This window comes from Aldersonia sp. NBC_00410 (genome assembly GCF_026342035.1).
Taxonomy (GTDB): Bacteria; Actinomycetota; Actinomycetes; order Mycobacteriales; family Mycobacteriaceae; genus Aldersonia.
The window spans coordinates 122,692-140,743 of sequence record NZ_JAPENM010000004.1 but is presented as its reverse complement, the minus strand read 5'-3'; the positions used below and the strand labels follow the sequence as shown (position 1 = coordinate 140,743).

Annotated in this window: 20 protein-coding genes; 7 read left to right on the top strand and 13 right to left on the bottom strand. The window is 67.8% G+C overall.

What is annotated here, in order from left to right; all coding sequences use genetic code 11:
• The first annotated feature begins 152 nt into the window (after window positions 1-152).
• The gene (locus tag OG921_RS10860) at window positions 153-800 is read left to right on the top strand and encodes an FMN-dependent NADH-azoreductase (RefSeq protein ID WP_266112433.1); all 648 of its coding nucleotides are present in this window, start codon (window positions 153-155) and stop codon (window positions 798-800) included.
• A gap of 6 nt (window positions 801-806) precedes the next feature.
• Here OG921_RS10860 and OG921_RS10855 read toward each other — a convergent pair whose 3' ends face one another.
• The 3 genes from OG921_RS10855 to OG921_RS10845 are packed head-to-tail and all read right to left on the bottom strand — an operon-like array spanning window position 807 to window position 3,040.
• Window positions 807-1,388 (bottom strand): hypothetical protein, encoded by a 582-nt coding sequence (locus tag OG921_RS10855; protein ID WP_266112432.1) that lies wholly within the window; start codon window positions 1,386-1,388, stop codon window positions 807-809.
• 53 nt (window positions 1,389-1,441) lie between these two features.
• On the bottom strand, window positions 1,442-2,128 hold the full coding sequence (locus tag OG921_RS10850) for an NUDIX hydrolase (protein WP_266112431.1): 687 nt from the start codon (window positions 2,126-2,128) through the stop codon (window positions 1,442-1,444).
• Window positions 2,129-2,155: 27 nt separating this feature from the next.
• A complete protein-coding gene (locus OG921_RS10845) occupies window positions 2,156-3,040 on the bottom strand; it encodes an aldo/keto reductase (RefSeq protein WP_266112430.1) in 885 nt (294 codons plus the stop codon).
• A gap of 57 nt (window positions 3,041-3,097) precedes the next feature.
• Between OG921_RS10845 and OG921_RS10840 the strand changes: the two genes are divergently transcribed.
• From OG921_RS10840 to OG921_RS10830, 3 genes are all read left to right on the top strand, one after another.
• On the top strand, window positions 3,098-3,934 hold the full coding sequence (locus tag OG921_RS10840; RefSeq protein WP_266112429.1) for an HAD family hydrolase: 837 nt from the start codon (window positions 3,098-3,100) through the stop codon (window positions 3,932-3,934).
• 154 nt (window positions 3,935-4,088) lie between these two features.
• A complete protein-coding gene (locus tag OG921_RS10835; RefSeq protein WP_266112428.1) occupies window positions 4,089-5,465 on the top strand; it encodes an ADP-ribosylglycohydrolase family protein in 1,377 nt (458 codons plus the stop codon).
• 140 nt (window positions 5,466-5,605) lie between these two features.
• Window positions 5,606-5,896, top strand: a complete 291-nt coding sequence (locus tag OG921_RS10830; protein WP_266112427.1) for a hypothetical protein — start codon at window positions 5,606-5,608, stop codon at window positions 5,894-5,896.
• A gap of 64 nt (window positions 5,897-5,960) precedes the next feature.
• On the opposite strand, the gene OG921_RS10825 is transcribed toward OG921_RS10830, so the two are convergent.
• The 6 genes from OG921_RS10825 to OG921_RS10800 form a co-directional block, all read right to left on the bottom strand.
• Entirely contained in the window at window positions 5,961-7,220 is a 1,260-nt protein-coding gene (locus OG921_RS10825; RefSeq protein WP_266112426.1) for a Tat pathway signal protein, read from the bottom strand.
• Window positions 7,217-8,524, bottom strand: coding sequence for a lipase family protein (locus tag OG921_RS10820; RefSeq protein WP_266112425.1), 1,308 nt, complete (start codon window positions 8,522-8,524; stop codon window positions 7,217-7,219). Before OG921_RS10820 ends, OG921_RS10825 begins: the two co-directional genes overlap by 4 nt.
• A gap of 147 nt (window positions 8,525-8,671) precedes the next feature.
• Window positions 8,672-9,409 carry a sulfite exporter TauE/SafE family protein gene (locus OG921_RS10815; RefSeq protein ID WP_266112424.1) on the bottom strand — a complete coding sequence of 246 codons (738 nt, stop codon included), beginning with the start codon at window positions 9,407-9,409 and terminating at the stop codon, window positions 8,672-8,674.
• Between the two features lie 4 nt (window positions 9,410-9,413).
• Entirely contained in the window at window positions 9,414-10,556 is a 1,143-nt protein-coding gene (locus tag OG921_RS10810) for an alkaline phosphatase family protein (RefSeq protein ID WP_266112423.1), read from the bottom strand.
• Window positions 10,557-10,580: 24 nt separating this feature from the next.
• Window positions 10,581-12,050 (bottom strand): cellulase family glycosylhydrolase, encoded by a 1,470-nt coding sequence (locus OG921_RS10805; protein WP_266112422.1) that lies wholly within the window; start codon window positions 12,048-12,050, stop codon window positions 10,581-10,583.
• Between the two features lie 63 nt (window positions 12,051-12,113).
• Entirely contained in the window at window positions 12,114-12,458 is a 345-nt protein-coding gene (locus OG921_RS10800; RefSeq protein ID WP_266112421.1) for a YciI family protein, read from the bottom strand.
• 288 nt (window positions 12,459-12,746) lie between these two features.
• Here OG921_RS10800 and OG921_RS10795 point away from each other — a divergent pair, with 288 nt between their 5' ends.
• From OG921_RS10795 to OG921_RS10785, 3 genes are read left to right on the top strand one after another with little or no spacing between them, the layout of a single operon-like run.
• Complete coding sequence (locus OG921_RS10795) at window positions 12,747-13,124, top strand: VOC family protein (RefSeq protein ID WP_266112420.1); 378 nt, start codon at window positions 12,747-12,749, stop codon at window positions 13,122-13,124.
• Window positions 13,125-13,137: 13 nt separating this feature from the next.
• Window positions 13,138-14,379: an RNA polymerase sigma factor gene (locus OG921_RS10790; protein ID WP_266112419.1), complete on the top strand. Its 1,242-nt coding sequence runs from the start codon at window positions 13,138-13,140 to the stop codon at window positions 14,377-14,379.
• Window positions 14,380-14,388: 9 nt separating this feature from the next.
• Entirely contained in the window at window positions 14,389-14,688 is a 300-nt protein-coding gene (locus OG921_RS10785) for a SelT/SelW/SelH family protein (RefSeq protein ID WP_266112418.1), read from the top strand.
• A gap of 33 nt (window positions 14,689-14,721) precedes the next feature.
• On the opposite strand, the gene OG921_RS10780 is transcribed toward OG921_RS10785, so the two are convergent.
• From OG921_RS10780 to OG921_RS10765, 4 genes are all read right to left on the bottom strand, one after another.
• Window positions 14,722-15,489 (bottom strand): ABC transporter ATP-binding protein, encoded by a 768-nt coding sequence (locus OG921_RS10780; RefSeq protein ID WP_266112788.1) that lies wholly within the window; start codon window positions 15,487-15,489, stop codon window positions 14,722-14,724.
• 71 nt (window positions 15,490-15,560) lie between these two features.
• Window positions 15,561-16,358 carry an ABC transporter permease gene (locus OG921_RS10775; RefSeq protein WP_266112417.1) on the bottom strand — a complete coding sequence of 266 codons (798 nt, stop codon included), beginning with the start codon at window positions 16,356-16,358 and terminating at the stop codon, window positions 15,561-15,563.
• Window positions 16,336-17,370 carry an ABC transporter substrate-binding protein gene (locus OG921_RS10770; RefSeq protein WP_266112416.1) on the bottom strand — a complete coding sequence of 345 codons (1,035 nt, stop codon included), beginning with the start codon at window positions 17,368-17,370 and terminating at the stop codon, window positions 16,336-16,338. The genes OG921_RS10775 and OG921_RS10770 overlap by 23 nt, the downstream gene beginning before the upstream one ends.
• The gene (locus OG921_RS10765) at window positions 17,367-18,029 is read right to left on the bottom strand and encodes a TenA family protein (protein ID WP_266112415.1); all 663 of its coding nucleotides are present in this window, start codon (window positions 18,027-18,029) and stop codon (window positions 17,367-17,369) included. Before OG921_RS10765 ends, OG921_RS10770 begins: the two co-directional genes overlap by 4 nt.
• Window positions 18,030-18,052 lie beyond the last annotated feature (23 nt).

Below are 18,052 nucleotides of genomic sequence, written 5' to 3'. Positions count from 1 at the left end.
GTGCACATCATGGCTGACCATGCGTCCAGACACCAGTCCATCTGGTGATTTCGCGAGCGGCGCGCGGCCATTGGCGGCGATCGTCGACGGGTAGGGGCGATACTGGAGGTCCACGGCAGGTCTTGTTCCGCGCCGATCATGAGGAGTATGGATTGTCCCAACTGCTGCACCTGGATTCGTCGGCCGACCGCACCGGTTCGACAAGCCGCGCGCTCACCGCGCTTTTCGCCGATTCCTGGCACGCGATCAGTCCCGACCATTCGGTGATCTACCGGGATCTGCACGCCAATCAGTTGCCGCATCTGGAGACCAACGCCCAGCACTGGGCGCCGCGGCTGCGGGTGCCGGGGGAGGAGGTAGCTCCGGAAGCCGAAGCGCTGCAGCAGCAGTTGATCGACGAGGTGCTCTCCGCCGATGCCGTGGTGGTGGGTGCGCCGATGTACAACTGGGGCATCCCGTCCACGCTCAAAGCCTGGCTCGACCACATCTGCGTGCTCGGTACGACCATGCCGCTCGACGGCCCGACGCAGCCTTTCGCCGGCAAGCCGATCGTGGTCGTGTCCAGCCGGGGGAACACCTACGCGCCCGGAACCCCCGGTGAGGGAACCGACTTCGTCATTCCCCCGTTGCGTGAAGTGCTCGGGGTTGCGCTCGGCATGGACGTGTTCGTGGTGACGGCCGAGCTCACCCTCGCCAACCGGGTTGCACCGCTCGCGCCCCTCGCAGCGCAGGGTGAGGCGAGTCTGGCGGCCGCGCGCAGTTCGCTCGTCGACCTGGCGAAAACCATCGGTACTCGCTGACGCGTCTCACCACACGTCGTAGGCACTGTCGGAGACGGTGAACCCGTGGCCCGCCTTCGATTCGCAGGTGACGCCGCTGGTTTCGTCGACCGAACAGGTGAATCCACCGGCGACGAGCGTCTCCCCGTACGGCAGCACCTGCGCCGTGCCCTCGAAACGGTGGAACTGCGGGTCACCTGCGCTGTAGAACTTTCCTGCCGTGTCGCCGGAGACCTTGATCGCGTTGGGTGCGGTGGTCTTGCTCGGCGCACCGCTGCTCGGCACCGGGGGAGCACTCGACGGTAGCTCGCCGTGGCAGCCGGCGATCGCCTCCACCTGGGCGAGAATGCCGCATTCGAACTTCGAGGTGGCGGTGACGAAGTAGAAGGATCCGGGCTGGGGCCCACGGAACTCGTCCGGGTCCGCGCTCGTTTCGGTGACCTCGGTGGTGGGTGCCGGCGAGGTGATGGGCGGCGCGGTCGCCGTCGCGGCATCCGCACTCGGGGCCAGGACGGGTCCGGATGTCGCGACGTCGTCGACCCCGCTGCCGCACGAGACCAGTGCGATCGCACCGAAAGCGATCAGCAGCGACGCCCGCACCGCGACCATATGCGCAGCGTACGTCGCCCGGGCGCCGGGTTCGGGGACGCGCGCCGGGCGGGTCAGCCGGGGTTGTGATCGAACGCGGCGACCGCGGCCGACGGCAGGGGAACACCGCTGCGGCGGAACAATTCCGCCGGCCGCCCGCCGCCGACCACCGACATCGCACCCGTGTTCTCGAGGCCGTCGAGCACGTGTCTGCGGAAGGTGTCCTTCGGAAAGGTCCGGCCGAACACCGTCTCGTAGAGGCGGCGCAGCTCGAGCACCGTGAATGTCTCGCCGAGAAACCGTGCCGGATCGACGTGCTCGGCGTACTGGCGGCGCAGTTTGGCCACGGCGAGGCGCACCATCGCGTCGTGGTCGTACTCGAGCCGTTCGCGCGCGCTGCCTTCGAAAATCGGGACGAGCAACGCGTCGGCGGGCAACCGGTCGCGCGGCACCGCCGCGGCATGCGCCATCGACAGCACCCAGCCCCGGTGGTCACGCTTCGGATCGTCGAACATTTCGAGCTGGGCGAACGCAACGTCGTGCAACCCGGCCTTGCCGGCCAAAGCTCGGCGTGCGGCATCGCGCAGTCGTTCGCCGGGGTGCAGGAATGTGCCGGGCAGCATCGGCCGGGTGCCGCGGCCCGGCACCACCAGTACCGCGAGCCGGTCGCCATCGACGGTCAGCACAGCGGTGTCGACGGCGACCGACGGCCGCTCGTAGTCGGTCAGGGCTTTGCCGTGTTCGTCTCGCCAGCGTGCCATGACCGACCATATTAGCGCGGAACTGAGTTATTCGGGCGCACCGAGGTTCATCTCGTCCGGATGGAAACCGACCCGGGAGCCGTCGTCCAGTTTGGCGATCTCGGCGAGATCTGTTGCGCTGAGCTCGAAGTCGAACACGTCGATGTTCTGCGCGACCCGTTCCTCGTGTACCGATTTCGGGATCACGATGAGGGCGTTCTGCAGGTGCCAGCGAATGATCACCTGCGCCACGGACTTTCCGTGCCGCTCGCCGATCGACTGCAGCACCGGGTCGGTGAGCAGGGTGTTCGGTTTCGAGTGCCGGCCCCAGCCCGACCCGCTGGTGCCACCGAGCGGGCTCCACGATTCGACCGCGATGCCATGCTCGGCCGCTGCGGCGCGAATTGCCTGCTGGGGGAGGTTCGGATGCAACTCGACCTGGTCGACGGCCGGCAGCGAACCGCCGCGGTCGACGAGTACCTGCAGGTGCTGCGGTTCGAAGTTGCACACACCGATCGCCTTGGCCCGGCCGGACTCGGCGATCTTTTCGAGTGCGTCCCAGGTGCGTAGCAGGCGCTCGTTGTTCTGTAGCGGCCAGTGGATGAGGTACAGGTCGACATAGTCGAGCCCGAGCTTGTCCAGGCTCGTGTCGAACGCGCGCAGTGCCGGATCGAAACCCTGGTCGGCGTTCCACAACTTCGTCGTGACGAAGATGTCCTCGCGCGGCACGCCCGATGACGCGATGCCACGGCCGACACCGGCCTCGTTGCCGTAGGCGGCGGCGGTGTCGATGTGCCGGTAGCCGGCGTCGGCCAGCGCATATCGGACGATGGCCTCGGTTTCGTCGTCCTCGGCCTGCCAGACCCCGAGTCCGAGCTGCGGGATCGTCGTTCCGTTGTTCAGCGTGATGGTGGGGACTTGTTGTGTACTCACCCTCTCCACCGTAGACCGACCCCATCCGACGCTGCGGGGCTGGCATCATCGCAAGGTGTGGCCCCGATCAGGCTCGTCGCGACCGACCTCGACGGCACGTTGCTGCGTCCGGATCGGACGATCTCGGCCCGAACCGCCGCCGCTATGCAGGCCGCGAACGCGGTCGGCATGGATTTGGTCTGGGCCACCGCCCGCGCACGGCACTCGGTGCACGAGTTCGCGCAGCAGAGCGGTTTCCGCGGCACCGCCATCTGCGCGAACGGCGCGGTGATCATCGACCTCGCGGACGGGACGCCCCGGATCGTGCGTGTCACGGCCATCGACGACACGACCGGCCGGTCCGCGATCGCGCAGCTCAAAGACGCGATTGGGGGCCTGACGTTCGCGTCGGTGGGTCCGACCCATTTCGTCGCCGAACCCGGCTACGCCGCGCTGTCGGTCTTCTCCGACCATCACCGCGACCCCGCCACGATGGAGCTGTCCCAACAGCAACCGGCACGGTTGGACGAGCCGGTGGTCAAGATCGTGGCGCGCCACCCCGACGTGGTCGGCATCGATCTCTATCGGGCGCTCGACGGGATTCGGATCACCGGGGTCGAGCTCACCCATTCCGGCGCGCCCTACGTCGAACTCGTCGCGGCAGGCGTGTCCAAGGCGAGCGCGCTCGCGGCGCTGTGCGCCCAGCATGGCATCCAAGCCCACGAGGTGGCCGCGCTCGGCGATGCGGTCAACGATGCCGCGATGCTCGCCTGGGCGGGCACCGCGCTGTGTCCGGCGAACGCGTTGCCGGAGGTGCAGGCGCTCGCCGACCGGGTGCTGCCGGCCAACGATGCCGATGGCGTTGCGGTGTATCTGGAGGAGCTTGTCGCTGCGGTGCGGGAGGCAGCGCGGTGAGCCGCAGCTGTTGGGAGATGGAACTCCCCGCCCACTTTTTCACCAATCGCGCGGGATCCCGCGCCTAGCGCCGAAAAGTGGGCGCCGACGAACCGGGTTGCCCTTAGCGTGAGAATGCGCTAACTTAAAGTAAAGATGATCTAAGGAGATGGATATGCGGCTTTCGGCGGTGCAGTGCGATCGGGTGGCGGGTGTGCTGGTTGGTACGGCGGCAGGTGATGCGCTCGGCGCGGGCTACGAGTTCACCAAGCCGAGCAAGAACGCGGTGATCGACATGGTGGGCGGCGGGCACTTCCGCTGGGCCCCCGGCGAGTGGACCGACGACACGTCGATGACGATCGGCGTCGCACGCGCCCTGGCCGAGAGTGCGGATCTCGGCACGAGCGAAGGACTCGACGCGGTCGCCGCCGAATTCCTCCGGTGGTACGACTCGGACCCCGCCGACATCGGCAATCAGACCAGGGCCGTGTTGTCGCACCGGTCCCGCACCGCCGTCGACATGGTTTGGCATGCCAAGAATCTCGGCGAGCACAAGCAGGGCAACGGCTCGCTGATGCGTACCGCTCCGGTTGCGCTCGCCTACCTCGACGATCTGCAGGGCTGTGTCGACGCGGCAGCCGCGGTCAGCGAACTCACCCACCCCGCAGGCGAGGCGGTTGACGCCTGCCGGATCTGGTCCGCGGCCATTCGGTACGCCGTGCTGCACGGTTCGTTCGACGGTGTTCGCAAGGCGGTGACGCTCTCGTCCGACCCTGGACGGTGGAACCACCTGCTCGACGAGGCCGAACACGGTGCGCCGGAGAACTTCTCGAACAACGGTTGGGTAGTACACGCCCTGCAGACCGCGTGGTGGGCGATCACCAACGCCGACGCGTCGAGTCCCCGGCACCTGCAGCAGGCGCTGGAACTGTGCGTGCGGGCCGGCGCGGACACCGACACGACAGCGGCCATCGCCGGCGGTCTGCTCGGCGCGCGCTGGGGCGTATCCGCGATCCCGGCGCGTTGGCGCCGGATCATGCACGGCTACCCCGGGCTGCGGTCGAACGACCTGGCGCGCTTGGCCGTTCGCATCGCCTTCGACAGCGGCCGGGACGAGCTGGGCTGGCCGCAGGCCGACATCATCGACTACCAGGGTTACCGCACCGATCACAAGGCGGTCCACCCGCATGACGACGGTGTCGTGCTCTCGGGCGCGGCGCATTACAGCACGGAACCGGTGGACGCGGTGCTGAGCCTCTGTCGCGTGGGCACCACGCCGATTCGCGCCGAGCACATCGAGTTCTGGCTCGTTGACGGCGGTGTCGACCGCAACGCCAACCTCGACTTCGTGCTCGACGATGCCGCGCGCACCATCAACGACCTGCGCCGCGCGGGCAAGCGGGTCCTGGTGCATTGCGTCGAGGGTAAGAGCCGGACCGCGGCGGTCGCGGCGCGCTACGCGGTCCTGCTGGGCCGCAATCCCGACGATGTGCGCAAAGCGATGCCCTGGGCGAAGCCGCACCCGGCCCTGTGGGCGTCGGCGACCCGGTGACGGATGCGCGCTCGCGCGCCGGATTCTCGACACACAGCAGACTGGCAGGTGCGCCGGAGGTTGTCGCCAGGGCGGCTGGTGATGCTGGTGGATGTACCGGAACGCGAGTTCCGGTGCAGTATCCAAGAAAAGGAGCAGAAATGAAGTCGATGCTCGTGAAGACCGCCGCCACCGGTGGAATCGCCCTCGCCGCGCTCGGAGTCGGTGCCGGAGTCGCAAGCGCGGAGCCCACCCACAATCAGGATCCGCAGCCCACCTGGCAGCAGGATCAGCAACGTGACACCAACAACTGGGACAACAACCGCGACAACAACAACCGCGACAACAACAATTGGGACAGCAACCGGAACAACCACGATCAGCACCCGCAGTTCGGCGCTGCGCCGCACGGCTTCTGGTTCTTCGGCCAGTGGATTCCCCTGCCCTGGTGACAAAGAAGCGCCGGGGCGCACCACAATCGCGGTGCGCCCCGGCGCTTTCGGTCAGCCAGCGCGATCAGCCGACGTACGGCTTGGTCACCCGTGCCATCGAGGTGATCATCTGCGGCAGCCGGATCAGGGCCCGCTGCTCGAGGAACTGCTGGTCGATCGGCTTACTCAGCGTCGCCATCCACAGGGCGGGATTGTTCTGCTTCAGCGCGCGGTAGGTCGGCAGCATCTTGTCCATGATGTACTCCCACCGGTCGTCACGATCGGACCAGTTGAACGCCGGTAGCGGCGTCTGCATGTGCCAGGCGGCGACCGCGGGATCGGTGACGTCGAGATCCGCCGCAGTAAGAGTGAGCGGCTTGTACTCGCGCGGCGGGATGAGTCCCGGGATCGCGGGATCGGCGGCGACGGTGCTTAAGTAGGTCAGCGCACGACCGACCGAACCCTTGTTGTTGCGGGCCGTGTCCCACTGATCACCGATCGTCTGGAACTGTTCGCGGTGCAGCAGTTCCCGGTTGCCCTCGAACACGTTCTGCGGGCCGCCGGCCGTGAGCTTGCGCCATGCGTCGTGCGCCGAGTCGTCGATCAGCCCGGCGTCGTAATACTCGTCGATCGCGGTCATGCCGCCGGCGAGGAACGCCTCGTGCTGCGGAATCAGGTCGGCGAAGATGTGCTTGCTCATCCCGATGACCTCGACCTGGAAGTGCGAGATGTCCTCGGCGGTGATCGACTGGCCTACCTCGAGCACCGCGCGGACGTCGTCGTTCAGCTTCGCGGTCGCCGGCGCGGCGGCGTGGTCGAGCGTTCCGACGATGCCCGCAACGGCGTCGCGCACCTGGCGCACGCCGAGCACGGCGCGTCCCATGTCGACGTCCATGATCCCCGCACCGAACGAGGGCCCGGCCATGCCGCCCTGTCCGGTCCAGAGGAAGTCCGGGTGATCGCGCTGCAGCTTCTGGTAGTAGGCGAACGTGTTCTGCATGTTCCCGACGTTGGCGGCCAGGCCGAGCTGCGGATCCCATTTGTTCAGATCGAGATTCGCGTTCCGGGTCGCCACCGCCAGCCAATACTGGTGCAGCAGAGCGGCATACCGTTTCGGTGCGATGCCCTCGGCGCGTGCCTCGTCGAGCAGTGTGCGCAATTCGACCGGGTCGGTGGAGAATTCGGGGTTGACACCACCGACGTGCATCGCGGTCTCGTTGGTGCGCGGTGCGTCGAGATAGGTGTCCAGAGCCGGCGACGCGGACGCTCCGGCCGGGGCGAGCAGCGCAGTGGTTGCGGCGGTCGCCGCCACGGCCAGGGTCGCGGCGATCATTCGGACCTTCATCGGGTCTCCTTGAACTTCGTGTCGAGCCATTCCACGTTCTGCATGCCGAGCAGGTCCGCACCGACGTGGTAGGGGTTGAGCAGGTCGAGCACGCCGAGGTGGCTCGGGTCGACCGTGACGGCGGTGCCGCCGGCGCGGTAACGCGCGATGAGCTCTTCGACGTCGGTGTAGGGCACGAGGAAGTCGTCGCGGCTCGACGTCATCAGCACGGGCGCCTTGGGCGCGAGCTGACCCATCCGGTTCTCCCGGTAGGCGCGCTCGAACGCAGGATTGTCGGCCGGGCGGCCATTGGTATAGAGCGCGGAGAGCGGTACGAACGGCACACCGAGGTAGAGCTGCTGGCAGCTCTGCTGGAAGACCGACGCCATCGCCTTGCCGAGCGGAGTCAGCTCCTTGTCGAGGTCGATCTCCGGGTACTTCGCGGCGTAGCCGAGCGAGTTCGCGAACACGAAGCCCGAGCCGATACCACCGTCAGCCTTGCGCTCGAAGGTCGCGGCGTCGACCACCATCGCCTGCAGGACGGTACCGACGACGTTGAGCTCCGGTGCGTAGGTGGCCTGCTTTTCGGCCGCCACGCCGGCTGCGACACCGCCGCCCGCGATGCCGTACAGCCCGATCGGGATGTCGGCGGGCAGATCGGCGTCGGACAGCGCGATTGCGGCCCGCAGGCCATCGAGCGTTGCGGGACCGGAGAACTGGCTGACCGAGAAGCCCTTCGCGCCGGGCGCACCATCGTTGGCGGTGTCACTCATCATCACGGCCCAGCCGTTGCCGAACATCTGCGCCACCGGCGGCAGCGCCGAGAACAACGACGGGTCCATCTGGTCGCCGCCGGTCCACTGCGTGCTGGGCATGCATCCCGGAGCGAGGCTGTCGTTGGCCTCCGAGTAGCCGACCAGCTTGCGGTCTTCGCGCTTCGTACCGTCCTGCGGAATCATCAGGATTCCGGTGCTGACGGTCTTCGAACCGTCGAAGTCGGTGGTGACGTACATCAGCTGCCAGGCCCGGACCTTCCCGGGCTGCACGCCGTACACCTGCAGCGTCGACGGTCGCGCTTTGAGCAGCGTGCCGGGTTTCGCATTGGCATCGAGCGTGGGCGCCTGGTACCAGGGGTCGTTGACGGGTTGGCGTGGGAGCCAGTTCTCCGGCGGCGCGATATTGGCCTGGGCGAAGGTGCTGAGCACGAAGGGGTTGAACACCTGATCGAGGGAGGGCACGTCTTCCGCAGAAGCGGTGGACGCGCCGCCGATGGCAAGGGCGCATGCGGCGGCGAACGCCGTCACTACCCGTCTTTGTCTCGTCATTGGATCCCCGCTGGTTCTCGTTGTTCGGGTGCGGACAGGGTGCTAGCTCAGAGCTAGCACCGACGTTTATATCAGTTTGGCAACATTGCCGTTACTCTGCGTCACGGAAATGTGAGCTGCACAACCCGACGCGCTGGAAGCGGCAAGTCAGCCGATGAACAGCCACACCGCGAGGCCGATCGCCGCGATCGCCACCCCGATCCGCAACAGATTCGGCGGCAGCACCTTGACCACCGGCGGGCCGCACCAACCACCGGCCAGCATGCCGATCGCGAGTGCGAGGGTGGCGAGCCAATCGACCGGACCGAACACGGCGAACCCGATGGCCGCGACGAGATTGGCGATGCCGAGCAGCAGGCTCTTCACCACGGTCGCCTGCCAGATGCCTTCGCTGGTGGCGATGAGAAACAGCGCGATGAACATGACGCCCGCGCCGGCACCGAAGTAGCCGCCGTACACCGCGATCACCAGGATCCCGATCGGCAGCAACAACGGCAGATTTGCCCGTCCGACGAGGGCGCGTAACCGTGGCTGCGCGAGTAGCGCCGCCGCCGCGATGAGCACGAGGAACGGCACCGCCGCCTCGAACGACTCCGCCGGTGCGGTGAGCAGGATCAGCGCACCCACCCCGCCGCCGATCCCGGCCAGCACACACCACCACGCAAGCTGCCTGCCCCGGCTGAACAGTTCGCCGGCGGAGTTGGCGGTGGACCCGATACCAACCGCAACGAGGGCCACCGTGTTCGTCACGTTCGCTGCGACCGGTGGCACGCCGACCGCAAGCAGCGCCGGATAGGAAACCAGCGAGGCGAGACCGGTGACGAAACCGATCACGCCGGACAAGAACCCCGCGACGACGAGCAGGACGAATTCGAGCAGGCTCACTCGCTCAGCTCGCCGTGTACAGCGGGATGAGCATCTCGGCCGCCGTCAGCGAACCGTGATGACCGATCAGGCGGGACTGCAGCGGTTCGACTCCGGAGCGGATGACCGCGCGGGCCGACGTCGGTGCGGCGATGACGTCGCCGATGCGCTCCACGATCCGTGGCGAGACGACCGGGCCGAACCACCCGGCGGCGATCGCGTCCGCGCGTGACTGGACCAGGAAGTCGTCGCCGAGTTGTGCGCACCATGCCGCGAGTACATCGTCGGCCGCGCCCGGCACGGTGTAGACGTGGCGGGCGCGCGGCTCCCCGCCCAGCGTTCGCACACCGGCCTGCAAGCTCGGCTCACGGTCGAAGTCGATCGGATCCGCCACGGTCACCATGCCGTGATCGGCGGTGATCAGCAGCGCGGCGTCCGCGGGCAGCCGTTCGGCGATCATCCGCGCCATCAGATCGATCTGGGAGAGTTCGAGCGCCCACGCGGCGGACTCCGGACCGCGGACGTGACCGATCATATCCAAGTCGCCGTGATAGGCGTAGACCAGGCTGCGATCGCCCGCGCTCAGCGCGGTCGTCACCGCATCCACCAGATCGCCGGCCGAGAAGTTCGCCCGGAAATCCGCGCCGCGCAGCGCGGCGCGCGTCAGGCCCGAACCGTCCTGGTACATCGGCCCCACCTGGGTGACCGCCACACCATCGGCGGCGGCGCGCTCGAACGCCGTGCCCACCGGCTGGAACTGTTCGGGAACGAGTTCGTCGAGCAGGTTCACCTTCGGGCCCGCACCCTGCAACCGCCACTTCAACGGGTTCATCAGCCGCTCGTGGCCGGGCACCGCGAGCAGGTACCCGACGATGCCGTGCTCACCGGCGGGGACGCCGGTACCGAGGGAACCCAGGCTCGCGGCGGTGGTGCTCGGGAAGCCCGCGGTCAGGGTTGTGGCGGGCAGTTCGGTGAGGAACGGTGCGTACTCGCTGCGCGTCGCGACCAGGTTTGCGCCCATCCCGTCGATCAGCAGAATCGCGACCCGCTTGACGCCGGGCAGGTCGAGTCCGATCCGGTCCGACTCGCCGGGTACACCGAGGATCGCCAGCACCGACGGCACGAGATCCGCGAGCGAGGAGTGGCCGTACTCGGGCGTGACGAGCATGGGGCAAGCCTAGTCAGGGCCCGTTCACGGTCCCTGTGGCGTGTCTCGGCGCGGTGTGACCCGCACCGTCACCTCGCCCGCCCCCGGCAGCGACCGCAGGTCGAGCACACCGGCGTCGGGCGGGGAGTCGACGCTCGCGCCGTGCACCTCGACGGCGTAGCCGGCGGGGTAGCGCACCCGCGGAATCGTCACGGTCGATACCGACCCGGGGGCGAAATCGCCCGCGCCATCGGCTCGGGCGGTGCGATAGGTCAGCTCGTATGCGCCGGTTGCACGGTCCAGCTGCGACGAGACTGGCACTCCGGCCACCGCTTTCGGATGCGGTACGGCCAAAGCGAACAGCTTGCCGGCGTCGACGTTGGCGACGGTGGGCGGCACGAAGGGATCACCAACCAAGCCCTGCGCACCCTGATCGGTCGTCGTCGGGTCGGCACAGCCGCAGTACGCCCAGTACTGCCAGCCGGTGCCGTGTGCCGCTGCGCGGTCGACCACCGCGTCGATCTGACGCAGGTCGTCGGTGGCGCCGAACTCGGTGAGCAGCAACGCGGCGCCGGTGCGTTGCGAGTAGGCCTCCGCGGACCCGAATACCTGCTCGGCCAACTGGTCGCAGCCGGCGCCGGTCACCGCTGCCCACACGCAGTAATAGTGGAAAGACAGCCCGGCATTCGGGTCGTCCATGCCGCCGATCCGCGTCGGTGCCACGCTGGTCGGCACCGGTTCGACGAAGACCATCGTCGTCGGGTCGGCGCTGCGGACGGCGTCGGTCAGTTTGCGAAACAGCGCGGTCAGCTTGTCGTCGTCCACACAGCCGCCCGGTAACAGGCACGTCGGGTAACTCGCGCCCGGCCACGGCTCGTTGAGCAGGTCGTACCCGAGCACGCCGTCGGTGCCACGGAAGTACGCCGCGCTGTGTGCCCACGCGGCGGCGAACCGGTCCGCAATACCGACGCCGCCCGGCCCGGGCGCATTGCCGAGGAAGTTCTCGTATGCCCGCCACAACCCGGGCTGCACGAACATGTTCACCGGGAAGCCGAGCCGTGGTTGTGCGGGCAGTCCGTCGTCGAGCACCGCCCAGTCCGGTGCGAACTCGCCCTGGAAGCGCTCGTTGAACTGGTCCTGGTGCATGTCGATCAAGCTGGTGATGCCATGCGCGGCAAGGGTTTCCACGGTGCGACGGATGCTCGCCAGGTATTCGTCGTCGTAGCGCCCCGGCTCCGGTTCGATCGCCTTCCAGATCAGCCCGACCCGGACGGTGTCGAACCCGTTTGCCGCGAGAAACTCCGCATCGTCGGCGTCGAATCCGACCGCTTCGGGGGTGTAGGGGGCGTGCTTGTTCACCATGTTGACCCCGTGCGGCACGATGACCCGGCCCTGCGAATCGGTGATCCATCGACCGGCGTGGCCGAACCCGGTGTCCGCCGCCGCCGGCGCGGCGACGGACATCAGGATTGGCGCGACGATTGCCAGCACGATCAGCACGAAGCGCAAGCGCATGGACAGACCGTACGCATTTCGTGCCGGTCATCTGGTGGGATTGGGGAACGGTGGAATTTACCTTCAGTGCAGCGCCGGACGAACCAGGACGAAGTCGATCGCCGCGTCCGGCATCCGCGCGGCGATGGCCACCGCTTCATCGTGGTCGGCGCAGTCGATCAGGTAGAACCCGGCCAGATGCTCCTTCGCCTCTGCGAACGGGCCGTCCGTGGTGGTCACCTCGCCGCGGCGGACCCGCACCGTGGTGGTGAGTTTGTGGTCGTCGAGCCCGGTACCGGCCAGATATTTGCCCGACGCGGTCAGCTCCGCGGCCAGGTCGGCATGTCCCTGCCCGACCGCCTCTTGCTGCTCCGGAGTCAGCGAATTCCACGAGTCCGGATTGCTGTAGATCAGGATCACGTACTTCATGACAGCCTCCTCGTTTGTTGTTCGGCACTTTCGGTGTCACGAGGATGTCGAAATCGACGCCGCGAATTCGACGTATTGATGAGACCACAGGAAAGGCGAAGGAGGTGAGATCGATGTTGCTGACACACCTGCTGTGCGGACTGACCCCCGAAGAGGTGGATCTGGTCGTCGCCGACGAACTGTCCGAACTCGAGCTCGCCGGATGACCGCCCGAGTAATGTCGAGAACGCGGATCGTGGTTTCGACCTCGCGGATGCGATCGCATCACGAGAACGAAGGAGACACGACATGCTCGACCACACCAAGGCATTCGGCGGCTTCTCGGTCGACGACCTCGCCACTGCCAAGACCTTCTATGGCGACACCCTCGGCCTGCCCGTGGCCGACCACGAGATGGGCCTGCTCGCGCTCACCATCGCCGACGGCGGGCGGGTGCTGATCTACCCCAAGGGCGAACACCACGTCCCGGCAACGTTCACCGTGCTCAACTTCCCGGTGCCCGATGTCGACGCTGCCGTGCGCGAATTGGCCTCGCGCGGAATTGAATTCCTGCGATACGACGGGTTCGATCAGGACGAGAACGGGATATCGCGCGCTCCGCACGGCCCGGCGTTGGCCTGGTTCACCGACCCGGCGGGAAACATCCTGTCGGTGCTGGAGGAATAGGTACCCTCGGGCCGTGACGTTCCCGCCGCGTACCGAGGAGCTCCTGCGCGAACTCGCGCCCGGTGTCCTCGGTGCGCTCGTTCGTCGGTACGGCCATTTCGACGCGGCGGAGGACGCCGTGCAGGAAGCCCTGCTCGCGGCCGCACAGCAGTGGCCCGATCAGGGACTGCCGGACAATCCGCGCGCCTGGCTCATCACCGTCGCGTCGCGGCGGCTCACCGATCAGTTCCGCAGCGAGTCCGCCCGGCGGGCGCGCGAGGTCGGCGCGGCCACAATGGATCCCTCGGCCCGGGCGAGTGCGCCGGCCGCGGATGAGAACGAGACTGCCGGCGATGACACGCTGACCCTGCTGTTCCTGTGCTGTCATCCGGCACTGACCCCGTCGTCCCAGGTCGCGCTGACGCTGCGCGCGGTGGGCGGGTTGGCCACCGACGAAATTGCCGCGGCGTTCATGGCACCGGAATCGACGATGGCGCAACGGATCAGCCGAGCCAAGCAGAAGGTGCGCCGCAGCGGCGCGCAGTTCACCATGCCGACCGCCGACGAGCTACCGGTCCGGCTTACCGCGGTTCTGCATGTGCTCTACCTGATCTTCAACGAGGGCTACACCGCGACGTCGGGGGACGAACTGCAGCGGTCCGACCTCACCGGTGAGGCGATCAGGTTGACGCGCACCGTGCGCGCGCTGCTGCCGGACAGCGGCGAGGTTGCCGGGCTGCTGGCCCTGATGCTGCTCACCGACGCACGCCGCGATGCGCGCGTGCGCCCCGATGGTTCGCTCGTGCCGCTCGACGAGCAGGATCGCGGCCGGTGGCACGCCGACGTGGTTGTCGAGGGCGTCGCGCTGGTCACCGAGGCGCTGCGCAGTGGTGTGGCCGGCCCGTATCAGATCCAGGCCGCGATCGCCGCCCTGCACGACGAGGCGCCGACCGCGGGAGAAACCGATTGGGCGCAAATCGAAGCGCTCTACGGCGTGCTGGAGCGCCTTTCGCCGGGACCGATGGTCACGCTGAACCGCGCGGTCGCGGTCGCGATGGTGCGCGGTCCGCAGGCCGGCCTGAAACTACTGGCAACGCTGGACGACGACCAGCGGCTCGCCGAGCACCACCGGTTGCGGGCGGTGCGCGCGCATCTGCTCGAGATGAACGGCGACGGCGCTGCCGCGGCAGCCGCTTACCGTGATGCGGCGCGACGGACCACGAGCGCCCCGGAGCGGCGCTATCTGGAACAGCGCGCGCGCCGAGTGGACGGCTAGCGTGTGTGCATGAGTGATCTTCCCGAGCACGGCACGGCACGCGTCGCGATCGAATACTGCACGCAGTGCCGCTGGCTGTTGCGCGCGGGGTGGATGGCGCAGGAACTGTTGAACACCTTCGGAACCGAACTCGGCGAGGTGGCACTCGTCCCCGGGGCCGGTGGCGTCTTCCGGGTCACAGTCGACGAGCAGCAGGTGTGGGATCGCAAGTCCGAAGGCGGCTTTCCCGACATCGCCGTGCTGAAACAACGAGTGCGCGACGTCGCACTTCCCGAACGCGATCTCGGGCACGTGGACCGCAAGCACTGATCCGGCAGGTTCCGCGTCGATGGGCCGCGGCGCTCAGTTGCGCGGCCCGGACTCCTGTTCGGCGAGCGCGCGCCGGGATTCCTCGTGCAGCACCTCGATCAATTGCTGCTCGAGGGCGGTGAACTGCGGGGCGGTGAGCATCGACAATTCGCGCGGACGGGGCAGTGGTACGGCAACCTCGCGCCGCACCCGGGCCGGGCGCGCGGACAGCACGATGACCCGGTCGGCGAGGTAGATGGCCTCGCGGATGTCGTGGGTGATCATCAGGACAGTGCGCCGGTAGCGCTGCCACACGTCCTGCAGCCAGTTCTGCATCTCGGTGCGGGTCAACGAATCGAGGGCGCCGAACGGCTCGTCGAGCAGCAGCACGGGACGATCCTGCACCACGGTGCGCAGCATCGCGGCACGCTGGCGCATCCCGCCGGAGAGCTGGAACGGCCGGGCATCCTCGAAACCGGACAGGCCGAAGGCGGGGAACAGTTCGCGCGCCCGTTGCCGCGCTTCGGTTTTCGGCACCCCGGCCACGACGAGTCCCAACGCGGTGTTGTCCAGGACGGTCCGCCAGGGGAACAGCAGGTCCTTCTGGGGCATGTAGGCGCAGTGCCCACCGGCGTGCTTGCGGTCGCTCGTCGGCTCGTCACCGCCGATCCGCAACAGTCCGTCATCGGCCGAATCGAGGCCGGCGAGCAGGTTGAACACCGTGCTCTTACCGCACCCGCTCGGGCCGATGATCGCGACGAACTCACCGGGCGCGACGGTGAACGAAATCCCGTCGAGCACCGGACGTGCGCCGTTGCGCATCGCGAACGATTTGCGCACGCCCGCAAGTTCGATGCCGACCTCGGGCAGCCGCCCCTGGTTCGCGACGTCGCTCACTGCGACCTGCGTTCCTGCTCGATCCAGGGCGCAACGATCCGCTCCACCGCATAGGTCGAGGCGAACAGCACGATGGTGACTGCCGCGGTCACCACCACCGCGGCGAGCACCAGGTCGGTGCGGAACGTGTTCTTCTGCTGCGCCATGTAGATGCCGAGCCCCTCGCTGGCCCCGGCATATTCGGCGAACACGGCGGCGACGACGGCGTAGGTGATGCCGATCCGCAGCGCGGTGAAGAACCGCGGCATCGCCGAGGGCAGTCGCACATAACGGAATTCACTCCATCGTGACGCGCCCATGCTGCGCAGCAGCGCGCCGGCGTCTCGATCGGTGGCGGCGAACCCCTCGATCAGCCCGATCGCCATCGGGAAGAACGTGCTGAGTACGACGACGATCACCTTGGGCAGCAACCCGAATCCGAACCAGATGATCAGCAGCGGCGCAATCGCGATGATCGGCAGGGTCTGCGACACAACGAACATCGGCACCAGCGCGCGGCGCAGCAACCCGGAGAAGTCGATGGCGATCGCCACGGCAAAGGACAGCACAAGCGAAATGGCGAAGCCGACGACGGTCACCCAGAGTGTCGCGGTGGCGTTGGTCGCGATCGCCTCGCGATGCGCCCAGCCCTGTTCGATCACCCGGCTCGGCGCGGGCAGCACCCGCGGACTGACGCCGCTGACCATCACGTACACCTGCCACGCCATCACGATCACCGCCGCGCAGATCAGCGCGGGCGCGATCGTTGCCAGGCGCGAGCGCGTCGGGGCGTCAGGTGCGGTCGAGATAGTCATCGGTGAAGTAGGTCGACCAATCCGGTTCGGCGGTCAGTGGTTTGCCCGATTCGTCGACGAGCAAACCGTGTTCGTAGAGCAGCCGCGAGTAACCGGTCCAGCGGTCCAGCGTCTGGGTGCCGACCCGGCCATTCTCGTCCTTCATGTATTTCGCGGCGAGCATGTCCTGGCTCTCGCGCACCATTGCCTCGTCGGTGAACGCACCCGGGTTGGCGTCGATGAGATCCTGCGCGCCACGCGCCGGGTCGTCGGCGGCAAGCTGGTATCCCTTCTGCAGCGCCTGCACGAACTTGCGGGCCTGCTCGGGATGTTCGGTGAGCCACGGGTTGCCCGCGTTCACCACGATCGCGTACGCGTCGGGAAATCCGTAGTCGGTGTAATCGAAGATCTTGAACGGCGTGCCGTTGTGCTGCGCCTCGATGGCCTCCCACGCGATGTAGGGCACGGTGAAATCGGCCTGCCCGGAATAGACGGCCTCGTAGGCGGAGGTGCCGAGCGTGACGTTGCGGAACTCGCCGGTGCCGCCGTCGTTGCGGATCACCTGTTTCAGGGTCTCGACTTCACCGGCATCGCCGAATCCCGCGTAGGTCTTGCCGTCGAGGTCGCGTGGGCTCGCGATGTCGGCGCGGTCCGCGCGCACCCCGATGCCGGTCGCCCAATGTTGCAGCGGCGCAAGGACGGAGACGATATCGGCACCTGCGGCCTTGGCGAAGGTGGAGCTCGATTGGAAGCTGATGCCGGCCTCGGCGTTGCCCGAATCGATCAGGGTGTCGGGGGAGGTGTTGTTGTACGGCAGCACCTGCACGTCGAGGCCGGCGTCGGCGAAGTAGCCCTCCTGCAACGCGACGAACAGTCCGGTGTGGTTCGTGTTCGGCGTCCAGTCCAGCGCGAAGCGGATGGTGTTCGGGTCGGTCGAGTTGTTCCCGCATGCCGCGAGGACGCTCGTCAGCAGTGCGGCGACCACCAGCAGGGCGCCGCGGCGTCGGGTGCGGTCCTGTCGGGTCCGGTTCATGCTGCGGGCCACGGTGTCGGGTGCAGCGCGGTGTCCCAGAACATCAACTCGTAGCGGGACGCGATGACGAACGCGTCGAGCATCGCCGCCCGCTCCGACTCGGTCGCATCTTGCGCGGCCCGGTCGACTGCGGCGCAGGCGGCGACGACCTCTTCCTGGAACTCCGGGGCGTCGTAGGCCGCGACCCACTGGGCGTACGGATGCGACGGATCGCCGGCGAGCACGTCCTTGGCGCTGGCCGCTAGCCTGCGCCCGACATCGGCGTAGATCCAGAAGCAAGGCAGCACCGCCGCCGCGGCGACCGGGTACGGCTCGGTCGCGGCGGCAGCGATCAGGTACGAGACGTAGCCGAGGCAGGCGGGGGAGTGTGTCACGGGCCCCACCGGTTCGGGCAGGGTGCCACCGGTTAGTAAGCCTTCGTGCAGCGACAACTCCACCGTCGCCGCCGTCGCGGCGCACCGCGCCCAGAATCCCCCCGTCACCGGGTCGGGGCAGCGGGCCGCGAGCAGGGCCAACGCCTTCGCGTAGCCCGCCAGGTACAGCGCATCCTGCTCGATATAGGTGCGGAAGACGTCGAGTGGGAGCGTGCCGTCACCGAGGCGGCGGAGGAACTCGAGTTCGTCGATCGACTTGCGCAGTCGTTCGGTCTCGGCCCACATCCGGTCCGTATATCGATCATCAC